Source organism: Serratia sp. CY84636 (assembly GCF_052166245.1).
GTDB lineage: Bacteria > Pseudomonadota > Gammaproteobacteria > Enterobacterales > Enterobacteriaceae > Serratia > Serratia nevei.
In genome coordinates, this window is record NZ_JBJNOX010000007.1 from 97,729 (window position 1) to 109,899 (window position 12,171).

Annotated in this window: 11 protein-coding genes; 1 reads left to right on the forward strand and 10 read right to left on the reverse strand. The window is 57.3% G+C overall.

Annotated elements, in window-relative coordinates:
• The 10 genes from rffA to trxA form a co-directional block, all read right to left on the reverse strand.
• Nucleotides 1-1,131: a dTDP-4-amino-4,6-dideoxygalactose transaminase gene (rffA, locus tag ACJ8QI_RS19410; RefSeq protein WP_060441216.1), complete on the reverse strand. Its 1,131-nt coding sequence runs from the start codon at nt 1,129-1,131 to the stop codon at nt 1-3.
• A complete protein-coding gene (gene rffC, locus ACJ8QI_RS19415) occupies nt 1,118-1,849 on the reverse strand; it encodes a dTDP-4-amino-4,6-dideoxy-D-galactose acyltransferase (protein WP_159318821.1) in 732 nt (243 codons plus the stop codon). The genes rffA and rffC overlap by 14 nt, the downstream gene beginning before the upstream one ends.
• Nucleotides 1,827-2,708 (reverse strand): glucose-1-phosphate thymidylyltransferase RfbA, encoded by an 882-nt coding sequence (rfbA, locus tag ACJ8QI_RS19420; protein ID WP_442532953.1) that lies wholly within the window; start codon nt 2,706-2,708, stop codon nt 1,827-1,829. The genes rffC and rfbA overlap by 23 nt, the downstream gene beginning before the upstream one ends.
• A gap of 48 nt (nt 2,709-2,756) precedes the next feature.
• Complete coding sequence (gene rffG / locus ACJ8QI_RS19425) at nt 2,757-3,830, reverse strand: dTDP-glucose 4,6-dehydratase (protein ID WP_183907057.1); 1,074 nt, start codon at nt 3,828-3,830, stop codon at nt 2,757-2,759.
• A complete protein-coding gene (gene wecC, locus ACJ8QI_RS19430) occupies nt 3,821-5,083 on the reverse strand; it encodes a UDP-N-acetyl-D-mannosamine dehydrogenase (protein WP_060441219.1) in 1,263 nt (420 codons plus the stop codon). The genes rffG and wecC overlap by 10 nt, the downstream gene beginning before the upstream one ends.
• Entirely contained in the window at nt 5,080-6,210 is a 1,131-nt protein-coding gene (gene wecB, locus ACJ8QI_RS19435; protein WP_060424231.1) for a non-hydrolyzing UDP-N-acetylglucosamine 2-epimerase, read from the reverse strand. The genes wecC and wecB overlap by 4 nt, the downstream gene beginning before the upstream one ends.
• Before the next feature lie 85 nt (nt 6,211-6,295).
• On the reverse strand, nt 6,296-7,348 hold the full coding sequence (gene wzzE / locus ACJ8QI_RS19440) for an ECA polysaccharide chain length modulation protein (RefSeq protein WP_442532985.1): 1,053 nt from the start codon (nt 7,346-7,348) through the stop codon (nt 6,296-6,298).
• A gap of 20 nt (nt 7,349-7,368) precedes the next feature.
• Entirely contained in the window at nt 7,369-8,466 is a 1,098-nt protein-coding gene (gene wecA, locus ACJ8QI_RS19445; protein WP_004934192.1) for a UDP-N-acetylglucosamine--undecaprenyl-phosphate N-acetylglucosaminephosphotransferase, read from the reverse strand.
• Nucleotides 8,467-8,762: 296 nt separating this feature from the next.
• Nucleotides 8,763-10,022: a transcription termination factor Rho gene (gene rho, locus ACJ8QI_RS19450; RefSeq protein ID WP_004934188.1), complete on the reverse strand. Its 1,260-nt coding sequence runs from the start codon at nt 10,020-10,022 to the stop codon at nt 8,763-8,765.
• Between the two features lie 400 nt (nt 10,023-10,422).
• Nucleotides 10,423-10,749, reverse strand: coding sequence for a thioredoxin TrxA (trxA, locus tag ACJ8QI_RS19455; protein WP_004934187.1), 327 nt, complete (start codon nt 10,747-10,749; stop codon nt 10,423-10,425).
• Between the two features lie 131 nt (nt 10,750-10,880).
• On the opposite strand from trxA, the gene rhlB reads away from it, so the two are divergent.
• Nucleotides 10,881-12,167 (forward strand): ATP-dependent RNA helicase RhlB, encoded by a 1,287-nt coding sequence (rhlB, locus tag ACJ8QI_RS19460; RefSeq protein ID WP_060424233.1) that lies wholly within the window; start codon nt 10,881-10,883, stop codon nt 12,165-12,167.
• Nucleotides 12,168-12,171 lie beyond the last annotated feature (4 nt).

Sequence of the window (12,171 nt, forward strand, 5' to 3'; positions counted from 1 at the left end):
TCAGGCAAAGAAGCTCAGGATGGTATTGATTACCGTACGCTGATTGACATCGGACATATTGTAGAACAGCGGCAAGCGCACCAGGCGCGCGCTTTCCTGCGAGGTATAACGGTCTTCGCCGGCAAAGCGACCAAAACGTTCGCCGGCCGGGCAGTCATGCAGCGGGATATAGTGGAACACCGCCATGATCTCGGCTTCCTTCAGGTAGTCGATAAAGGCCGTGCGATCGTCGATATCCCGCAGCTTGATATAGAACATGTGCGCATTGTGCCTACAATCTGCCGGTATGCTCGGCAGCTCGATGCGGCCGGCCTTCGCCAACGGCAGGAAACTGTCGTAGTACTTCTGCCACAGCGTCAGGCGGCGCTGGTTGATGCGTTCCGCCACTTCCAGCTGGCCCCACAGGTAGGCGGCCTGCAGGTCAGACATCAGATAGCTGGAGCCGATGTCGCGCCAGGTATATTTGTCGACCTGACCACGGAAGAACTGGCTGCGGTTGGTGCCTTTCTCGCGGATGACTTCCGCCCGATCGACCAGAGCCGGATCGTTCACCAGCGTCGCACCACCTTCGCCGCCGGCGGTATAGTTTTTGGTTTCATGGAAGCTGAAACAGCCGATGTGGCCGATGGTGCCCAATGCCTTGCCTTTGTAGGTCGACATCACGCCCTGCGCGGCGTCTTCCACCACGAACAGGTTATATTTCTTCGCCAGCGCCATGATGGTATCCATCTCGCAGGCGACGCCGGCGTAGTGCACCGGCACGATCGCGCGGGTTTTATCGGTGATCGCCGCTTCGATTTTGGTTTCATCGATGTTCATGGTATCCGGACGCAGGTCGACGAACACCACTTTAGCCCCGCGCAACACAAAGGCATTGGCGGTAGAAACGAAGGTAAAACTCGGCATGATCACTTCGTCACCCGGCTGAATATCCAGCAGGATGGCGGCCATTTCCAACGACGCGGTGCAGGAAGGCGTCAGCAACACTTTCGCGCTGCCGAAACGCTGTTCCATCCACTGCTGGCAGCGGCGGGTAAAGCCGCCGTCGCCGCATAGCTTGCCGCTGCCCATAGCAGCCTGCATATATTCCAGTTCAGTGCCAACAACCGGTGGAGCGTTAAATGGAATCATGTCTACCTCTGTATAACCAGTACGCGGTGCTTTCAATCACGGCACCCTGTCGTTGATAGAGTCGTAATGCGGCGATATTGCTTATCTGGGTCGCGACCCGCAGGCGCTGCATACCTTGACGTCGACATTCGGCGATCGCCGCCGTCATCAGCCGAGTGCCAATGCCCCGGCCGGATACGCCGGGGAAAGCCGCCAGCAGGCCGATACGCATTTCCTGGCCGCCAATGTCACGCAGGCTGACAAAGCCTTCGGGTTGCCCCTGGTTGTCCAGAGCCAACAGGCACTGATGATCGAACGTGCCTAAAACGGCCTTTTCAATCCACAAAGCATAAAACCGGCCGCTGTCATCAGGTTGATACCAAGGTGCGCGAAAACGGCTGACGGTGAACGCCTGAGCCGCCGCGGCACGCAATGCCGGGATATCGGACTCGGTTGCCAGACGGGAAGTCTCGGCTCCATCGCCGGGTTCCGCCGCTCGTTCACGCTCAAGAGCCAGGACCAGATCGACCTCACCCTCAACCAGACGAAATCCCAAGCCGGCGAGGCCATCCGCCAATGCCAGTTGCTGCGCGGGAATTTTTGCCTGCACCAGGGCATAAGCCGCCAAGTCGGCTTCGGCAAGCGCCGGGGCCGAGGAGGAGAAGCCGAGTTTCGCGCTGTCTAGCGCGAAAAACTCGCTTTCCCACGCCAAAGGCTCAATAGTGGCGTGGACGCACATGCAGCAGGTCCAACAAATACTTGCCGTAGCCCGTTTTGGACAATGAGGTGGCGGCGCGTTTCAGCCCCTTGTCATCCAGCCAGCCGTTACGCCAGGCGATCTCTTCCAGACAGGCGATTTTAAAGCCCTGGCGCTTTTCTACCGTCTGCACGAAGCTGCTGGCTTCCAGCAGGCTGTCGTGAGTCCCGGTGTCCAGCCAGGCGAAACCACGCCCCAACAGCTCGACGGTCAGTTCACCGCGCTCCAGATACATCTGGTTGATGCTGGTGATTTCCAGCTCGCCGCGTTCGGAAGGCTTCACCTGCTTGGCAAACTCCACCACCTGGCTATCGTAGAAGTACAGGCCGGTCACCGCCCAATCGGATTTCGGTTTCCTCGGCTTTTCTTCGATCGACAGCGCGCGGAAATTTTCGTCAAACTCCACGACGCCAAAGCGTTCAGGATCCATCACCTGATAACCGAACACGGTGGCACCTTCGGTGCGAGCCGCGACGGTTTTTAATTTCGGGCTGAAAGATTGGCCGAAGAAGATGTTATCTCCCAACACCAGGCAGCAAGAATCGCCGTTGATAAACTCCTCGCCGATCAGAAACGCCTGCGCCAGACCTTCCGGCTTAGGCTGCGCAGCGTAGCTGAGATTGACGCCGAACTGTTCGCCGTTACCCAACAAACGCTCGAAGGACGGCAGATCTTCCGGGGTCGAGATGATCAAAATGTCACGGATCCCCGCCAACATCAGTACCGACATCGGGTAATAGATCATCGGCTTGTCATAAATCGGCAGCAGTTGCTTGGACACGCCACGAGTAATCGGATGCAGACGCGTACCGGAACCGCCAGCCAGAATAATACCTTTCATACTTACTCCAAAACCCACCGCGCCGGCGCAAAGCGGCGCGGCGTTAAATTAATCTGACAGCCCCAAACGCTCACCGGCATAAGAACCGTCTTGCACCCGGCGCCACCAGGTTTCGTTAGCCAGATACCAGGCCACCGTCTTGCGAATGCCGCTTTCGAAGGTTTCCTGCGGCCGCCAGCCCAACTCACGATCGATTTTGCCGGCGTCGATGGCATAACGCATATCGTGGCCCGGGCGATCCTTCACGTAAGTGATCAGATCGCGGTAGTTCGCCACGCCCTGCGGCTTGTTCGGTGCCAGTTCTTCCAGCAGATCGCAAATGGTCTGCACCACTTCGATATTCTTGCGCTCGTTATGGCCACCGATATTGTAAGTTTCGCCCACCACACCTTCGGTCACGACCTGATACAGCGCGCGCGCGTGATCTTCGACATACAGCCAGTCACGCACCTGCGCGCCGTTGCCGTAAACCGGCAGCGGTTTGCCGGCCACCGCATTCAGGATCACCAGCGGGATCAGCTTCTCCGGGAAGTGATAAGGGCCATAGTTATTCGAACAGTTGGTCACGAGAGTCGGCAAACCGTAGGTGCGCAACCAGGCACGCACCAGATGATCGCTCGACGCCTTGGAGGCGGAATACGGACTGCTCGGCGCATACGGCGTGGTTTCGGTAAACAGATCGTCGGTACCGTGCAAGTCACCGTACACTTCATCGGTGGAGATATGATGGAAACGGAAAGACTGCTTCTTCTCCGCCGCCAACGGCTGCCAGTAATGGCGCGCCGCTTCCAGCATAGTGTAAGTGCCAACCACGTTGGTCTCGATAAAGGCCGCCGGGCCGTCGATAGAGCGATCGACGTGGCTTTCCGCCGCCAGGTGCATCACCACGTCCGGCTGATACTGGGCAAATACCCGATCCAGCTCGGCGCGATCGCAGATGTCGACCTGCTCGAAAGCATAGCGCTCGCTATCAGCCACCACCGCCAAAGACTCGAGGTTACCGGCATAGGTCAGCTTATCCACCACCACCACGCTATCGCCGGTGGCCTCAATGATGTGCCGCACGACTGCGGAGCCAATGAAACCGGCACCACCGGTAACTAAAATACGTTTCAACGCCATACTCCTTTGGTATCAACAACCCATGTTTGTTTTACATCTTCCGGCCGGATGGCCTTGAACTGCTGGTGATCGACCAACATCACGATCACATCGGCCTGCTGCAACGCCTCAGCGATTGGCGTCAACGTCACATGGCCCGCCAGCGACTTCGGCAGCTGTTCGACGTTCGGTTCCACCGCCAGCGTTTCGCCGACGTGCCATTCGGCAATCAGATGTGCGACCTCTACCGCCGGGCTTTCACGCAGATCGTCGATATTCGGCTTGAAGGCCAGGCCGAAGCAGGCAATTTTGACCTCGGACGCGCGCTTGTCGGTGGCGGCCAGGCAATCGGCCACCGCCGCTTTCACCCGGTCGACCACCCACAGCGGTTTACCGTCGTTCACCAGGCGAGCGGTGTGGATCAGGCGCGCCTGCTGCGGGTTCTGCGCCACGATAAACCACGGATCGACGGCGATGCAGTGACCGCCGACGCCCGGCCCCGGCTGCAGAATATTCACCCGCGGATGGCGGTTCGCCAGGCGGATCAGTTCCCAGACGTTGATCCCCTGTTCGGCGCAGATCAACGACAATTCGTTGGCAAAGGCGATATTCACGTCGCGGAAGCTGTTTTCCGTCAGCTTGCACATCTCGGCAGTGCGCGAGTTGGTGATCACGCATTCGCCCTCGAGGAAAATCTTGTACAGCGCGCTGGCACGTTCCGAACACTTCGGCGTCATGCCACCGATCACGCGGTCGTTTTGAATCAGTTCCACCATGACCTGCCCCGGCAGCACGCGCTCCGGGCAGTAGGCAATATTCACGTCCGCCGCTTCGCCCGCTTGTTGCGGGAAGCTGAGATCGCTGCGCGCCTGCGCCAGCCATTCCGCCATCTGTTCGGTGGCACCCACCGGCGAGGTGGACTCAAGGATCACCAGATCGCCCTTTTTCAGCACCGGCGCCAGCGATTTCGCCGCCGCTTCGACATACGCCAGATCCGGCTCGTGATCGCCCTTGAACGGCGTAGGCACCGCGATCAGGAACGCATCGGCCGCCAGCGGTTTGGTCACCGCCTGCAGAAAACCACCGTCAACGGCGTCCTTGACCACTTTGTCCAGATCCGGCTCGACGATGTGGATCGCACCGCGGTTAATGGTATCTACTGCATGTTGGTTAACATCTACACCCACCACTTTTTTCTTGCGGGAAGCGAACGCCGCCGCCGTTGGCAAGCCGATATAACCCAGGCCGATAACCGAAATAGTGTCAAAACTCATAGTGTCACCTGATGATTCTTTAAAGCTTCGAGGATACGCTGGCAGGCATGCCCGTCACCGTATGGGTTGTGCGCCCGACTCATCGCGTGATATTCGCTTTCGTCCGTCAACAGCCGGGTCACCGCTTCAACAATTTTGGCTACATCGGTACCGACCAGGCGTACCGTGCCCGCATCTATCGCTTCCGGGCGTTCGGTGGTGTCGCGCATCACCAGCACCGGTTTGCCTAACGATGGCGCCTCTTCCTGAATACCGCCGGAATCGGTCAGGATCATATAGGCCTGAGTCATCAAATAGACAAACGGCAGATAATCCTGCGGCTCGATCAGCATGACGTTGTCGATGCCTTTCAAGATGCGATTCACCGGCTCACTGACGTTCGGATTGAGATGCACCGGATACACTACCTGCACTTCCGGGTGGTTGCGGGCAATCTCCGCCAGCGCGCTGCAAATTCGCTCAAAGCCGCCGCCAAAACTTTCGCGGCGATGGCCGGTGACCAGAATCAGTTTCTTGTCGGCGTCGAGGAACGGGTAACGCTGCGCCAGGCCAGCCTGCAGCGCGGCATCGCTCATCACGCGGTCGCGCACCCAGAACAACGCATCGATCACCGTATTGCCGGTCACGAAAATACGGTTGTCCGGCAGCAGTTCGCGCAGCAGATTCTGGCGCGAGTTTTCGGTTGGCGCAAAATGGTACATCGCCAGATGGCCGGTCAGTTTGCGGTTGGCCTCTTCCGGCCAGGGAGAATACAGATTGCCGGTGCGCAGCCCGGCTTCGACATGCCCGACGGGGATGCGTTGATAGAACGCCGCCAGGCTGGTCGCCAGCGTGGTGGTGGTATCGCCATGCACCAGCACCACGTCCGGTTTGAAGTCTTCCAGCACCCCTTTCAGCCCTTCCAGGATGCGGCAGGTGATTTCCGTCAGCCCCTGACCGGGTTTCATGATGTTCAGGTCGTAATCCGGCGTAATCTCAAACAACCGCAATACCTGATCCAACATCTCACGATGCTGTGCCGTTACGCAGACTCTTGCGTCAAAGGCCTCATCCTGGGCCAGTGCATGTACCAGCGGCGCCATTTTAATGGCTTCCGGCCTGGTGCCGAAAACAGTCAACACTTTCACAGCGAATCTCTTTTGGTCGGTTAATCGCAGGCCCCGCCTGCGAATGGGGCGCTCACGCGCCCTGCATCAGATTATTATATTATTTTTAACTACGCGGCCGACGCGCCAAGGCAACACCCGCGCCAACCAAAGCGCCCATCGCACCCCACAGAATCAGCCAGAAGACCCGGCGTGGGCTGTCGCGTTTTACCGGCTCTTCCGGCGTACGCAAATAGCGATAGGTCTGGAACTTCTCATCCAACGTTGGGCCAACGTTCAGCGTCGCCAGCATCGCGCGGTTCTGATCGTAATCCAGGTCATAGGTCGGGCCGGAAGCCTGTAGGCCTTCCAGGCGCGCCTGCAGCATTGGCCGGCCCAGCAGGAACAGATCCGAATCCGGCAGTTGCTCGGCCGGGGTGTCGGTTTGCGTGCGGCTTATCCCCTGGCTCTCGGCGATTTTCAGCGCCTGCTGCGTGGTGTTCAGCTCACGCTTGTAAACCGACTCCGCCACCGCTTCCTGACGTTTGACCTGCGCCTTCATCGAGGTGGTGCGGGCGGCCCACGCCCCCTGGATCTCTTCGTTCAGGTGCAGGGCTGCGCGGTGGCTGGCGAAGGCCACGTATTGACGCAGCAGGCGGTTGGCGTCGGCGGCGGTTTCCGCCGTCAGCTTCACGCCGTCGTTCGGCACTTTCTTGTCGTCGCGCGGCGTGAACAGGATGTTGTTGATCAGCTCGTCGAGCAACGCCGCATCGGCGCGGGCATCCCCTTCCTGACGCTGCTTGTAGTAATCGCTCTGCAGCCAGAAATCGCGACGCGTATCGTAAGCCGCCAGCTGCATGATGAACTCATTGTACGCTTCATCCGCGATGCTCGGCTGATCGCCGGCCGTCGCCGGCAGCGTGCGCACGTCCAGATTACGCAGGAACTGCTGCTGCGAGTAGTAACCGCCCAGCGCATTCACCGTCGGTCTGTCGGTGATGGCGGTCGCACTCCACTCTTGCTTAACCAGATAAGAGACGATCAGCGCGACCGCCGCGAACAGCACCGCAATGCCGATAATCCACGCTTTGCCGCGCCACAGGGTGCAGCACAGGCCGCGGATATCGAGTTCGTTATCCACCGCCGGGGTATGCTTGTCAGACGTTGTTTCTGGATTCATCACAGCCAAAAAGCCTCTGGTTAAGATACTTGCTTGTTATCGCTCGAACGCCGCAGGCGACGCTTGATACGCTTAATGTACCGCGCAACCCGCCAGGCGCGCTTGATGCAGTAACCGTACAGGAAGAAAGCAAGCAAGAATAATGCCAACATAACCCACTCTGGGATAAAAGTCAGGCGTTCGCCGATCACGCCAACCGCCGCCAGCAATGCGGCCGCCAGGGTGATCAACACGAAAGCCTGCCGCGGCGTAAAGCCGGCGCGCATGATCAGGTGGTGAATATGTTGACGATCGGGGGAGAAGGGGCTCATCCCCTTGCGTAAACGACGATACATGATTGCTATCATGTCCATCAGCGGAATAGCGATGATCCACAGCGCGGTCACCGGGTTAATCGAGTGTGCCTTTCCCTGCGAGCTTTGCAGCAGCAGCCAAATGGCGGTAAAGCCGATCAGGGTACTACCGGCGTCCCCCATGAACACCTTATAACGGCGGCCAAGGATGCCGAGGTTGAGCAAAATATAGGGAACGATGGTGGCAATCATCGCAAAGCACCAGAACGCCAGCTCATGATGGCCGCTCAGGTACAGCAACAGGCCCAGCGCGCCGAAGGAGACGCACGACAAGCCCCCCAGCAGGCCATCGATGCCGTCGACCATGTTGAAGGCGTTGATCGCCGCCCATACCGCGAACAGCGTCACCAGATAGCCGAACGGCCCCAGCAGCATCTCCCAGTCGCCCAGCACATGGCCGAAGCTGCGCAGATAGAGGCCCGCGAACACCATCATGGCGATGCCGACCAACGCCTGCACCAGGGCGCGGATTTTAACGCTGATGTCGAAACGATCGTCGAGCGCGCCCACAAACACCAGAATGCCGGCGCAGGTAAGATAAAGCTTGGCGTGCGCGATAGGTTGTTCAGAAATCCAAAACGCGAAGCACAGCCCGGCATAAACGGAAATACCGCCGACCAGCGGAATCAGCCCCTGATGGCGTTTGCGATAATTGGGTTTATCTACCAGACCAATACGTTTTGCCGCCTTGCGGGCAACAAAGAGAAAAGCCAAAGAAAACAGGAAAACAAATAGAATTTCAGTACTCATAGTGAGTAAGTTCACAGTTAACAGATCTCTGTAGAAGATAAGGCAGCTTACCACGGGCAATAGCTTGTGCCATCGGCCCCCGCCACCTTTCGGTCATTTCCTATGACAACGGTGATTCATGCCTATTTTCTTCGCTTCGGCTGACAAAACGACAGCAGCAAAGCCGACCGGCGAGAAACCGACCGACAAACAAGATGAATTCTCAATAAGTCGAGGAAACAACTTACTTTTCCATTACTGCTACTTATCGTATCCGCCAAAAGCGAAAAACGCCACGACTAGGCGTGGCGTTCAGCGAATTTTTTAACGAATTATGAGCGTTTCATCATATCGAAGAATTCATCGTTGGTTTTAGTCATCGCCAACTTATTAATGAGGAACTCCATCGCGTCAATCTCACCCATCGGATGGATGATTTTGCGCAGGATCCACATTTTTTGCAGCTCTTCGGAGGTGGTGAGCAGCTCTTCTTTACGGGTACCGGAGCGGTTGTAATCGATCGCAGGGAATACGCGTTTCTCGGCGATTTTACGCGCCAGATGCAATTCCATGTTGCCGGTACCTTTAAATTCTTCGTAGATCACTTCGTCCATCTTCGAACCGGTATCAACCAGCGCGGTCGCGATGATGGTCAGGCTGCCGCCCTCTTCCACGTTACGTGCCGCACCGAAGAAACGCTTCGGACGATGCAGGGCGTTGGCATCCACACCACCGGTCAGCACCTTGCCTGAGGCCGGTACCACGGTGTTGTAGGCACGCGCCAGACGAGTGATGGAGTCGAGCAGAATGATCACGTCTTTTTTGTGTTCAACCAGGCGCTTGGCCTTCTCGATCACCATTTCGGCCACTTGCACGTGACGCGAAGCCGGTTCGTCGAAGGTCGATGCGATCACTTCGCCTTTCACCAGACGCTGCATCTCGGTCACTTCTTCCGGACGTTCGTCGATCAGCAGCACCATCAGCACGCAGTCAGGGTGGTTGTAGGCGATGCTCTGCGCAATGTTCTGCAGCAGCATGGTTTTACCGGCTTTCGGCGGTGCCACGATCAGGCCACGCTGGCCGCGGCCAATCGGCGCCGCCAGATCCAGTACGCGCGCCGTCAGGTCTTCGGTCGAACCGTTGCCGCGCTCCATCCGCAGACGGGAATTGGCGTGCAGCGGGGTCAAGTTCTCGAACAGGATCTTGCTGCGGGCGTTTTCCGGCTTGTCGTAGTTGACCTCGTTGACTTTCAACAGGGCAAAATAGCGCTCGCCTTCTTTTGGCGGACGAATCTTACCGGAAATGGTGTCACCTGTGCGGAGGTTGAAGCGGCGGATTTGGCTAGGGGATACATAGATGTCGTCGGGACCGGCGAGGTAGGAACTGTCTCCAGAGCGGAGGAAACCGAATCCATCCTGCAATATCTCGAGCACGCCGTCGCCGAAGATATCTTCTCCGCTTTTCGCATGTTGCTTCAGAATGGAGAAGATAATGTCCTGCTTGCGCATGCGGGCAAGGTTTTCCAGCCCCATATTTTCGCCGAGAGTAATCAGCTCAGAAACCGGCGTATTCTTTAATTCGGTAAGATTCATAGTGGTGGGTTCTTAAACTCGGGGTATGTCTCGAACTTGTATCGTGAATGGTATGGCAGCGAGATGCGTGCCTGTTTACTGGACGTTCGATCACCGGGCGCAGAGCCGTCGCGGTAAGAAATGGCTTACATCGGGCGCACGCATTGACGGTTGAAGATCGAAGGTACCTTAAAAATGATTTTTGCAAAACCGTTTGATTGCCAAAACACGGGCTGAGTTCAGTTTACTTTCAACGCCAGTGGTTCGACACAGAGTATAGCTTTAGATTCAAACTCTTTAGATTTAAAACTTCGGGCAAGTTCTATATGCAGTGTGGTTAAACTTAACACGCTTCTTGGCAGGCGTCTAGCGGTGAATTGAACATCACCGCCAGGCGCCTGATACTGGGCTTCCCGCCCGATTACAGATTCGCGTTCAGGAAATCTTTGAGCTGACCTTTGGACAACGCGCCAACCTTGGTCGCGGCCACTTCACCGTTCTTGAACAGCAACAGCGTAGGGATACCACGGATACCGTACTTAGGCGCGGTAGCCGGGTTCTGATCGATATTCAGCTTGGTGATGGTCAGTTTGCCTTCGAACTCTTCGGCAATCTCATCCAGAATCGGAGCAATCATCTTGCACGGCCCACACCATTCAGCCCAGAAATCGACCAGGATCGGCCCTTCCGCTTTCAGCACATCGGCTTCGAAGCTGCTGTCAGTCAGGTGAATAATTTTATCGCTCATGTTCTACTCCACAGGATTATGTCTACCTTGTTGGTGTAGCATTAACCAACTCAAGGTGATTTTATTGCACCGCGTTTATTTCAACGGATGTGCTTTCGTAAAGCAATAGTTAGCTGATATTCTACCACACTATGAGCAAAACACACTTGACCGAACAGAAGTTTTCCGACTTCGCCCTGCACCCGTTAGTCCTTGAAGCCCTTGAGAAAAAAGGGTTTCACAATTGCACGCCCATCCAGGCGTTAGCATTGCCGCTCACGCTCTCCGGGCGTGACGTTGCAGGTCAGGCGCAAACCGGTACCGGAAAGACGCTGGCGTTTTTGGCGTCTACTTTTCACTATTTGCTGACTCACCCGGCGAAACAGGATCGCCAGACCAATCAGCCGCGCGCCTTGATCATGGCGCCTACGCGTGAACTGGCGGTGCAAATCCACTCCGATGCAGAAGCGCTCTCCCAGAGCACCGGCCTGAAACTGGGCCTGGCCTACGGCGGCGACGGCTACGACAAACAGCTGAAAGTGCTGGAAAGCGGCGTGGACATTCTGATTGGCACCACCGGCCGTTTAATCGATTACACCAAACAGAACTATGTCGATCTCGGCGCGATGCAGGTCGTCGTGCTGGATGAAGCCGATCGCATGTACGATCTCGGCTTTATCAAAGACATCCGTTGGCTGTTCCGCCGTATGCCTACGGCCGATCAACGCCTGAACATGCTGTTCTCCGCCACCCTGTCCTATCGCGTACGCGAACTGGCCTTCGAGCAGATGAACAACGCCGAATATGTTGAAGTGGAACCGGAACAGAAAACCGGCCACCGCATTAAAGAAGAGCTGTTCTACCCGTCCAACGAAGAAAAAATGCGCCTGCTGCAGACGCTGATTGAAGAAGAGTGGCCGGATCGCGCCATCATCTTCGCCAACACCAAGCACCGCTGCGAAGACATCTGGGGCCATCTGGCCGCCGACGGTCACCGCGTCGGCCTGCTGACCGGTGACGTGGCGCAGAAAAAACGCCTGCGTATCCTCGACGACTTCACCAAAGGCAACCTCGATATCCTGGTCGCCACCGACGTCGCCGCGCGCGGTCTGCACATCCCTTCCGTCACGCACGTTTTCAACTACGATCTGCCTGACGACTGCGAAGACTACGTGCACCGCATTGGCCGTACCGGCCGCGCAGGCGCCAGCGGCCACTCCATCAGCCTGGCGTGTGAAGAGTACGCGCTCAACCTGCCGGCGATCGAGACCTATATCGACCACAGCATTCCGGTGAGCAAGTACAACAGCGATGCGCTGCTGACCGATTTGCCGGCGCCGAAGCGCCTGTCGCGTCCGCGCGGCGGCAACGGCCCACGTCGCAACTCCGCGCCTCGTCGCGGCGGCGCGCCGCGCAGCAACCGTAAACGTTCGAGCTGATCGC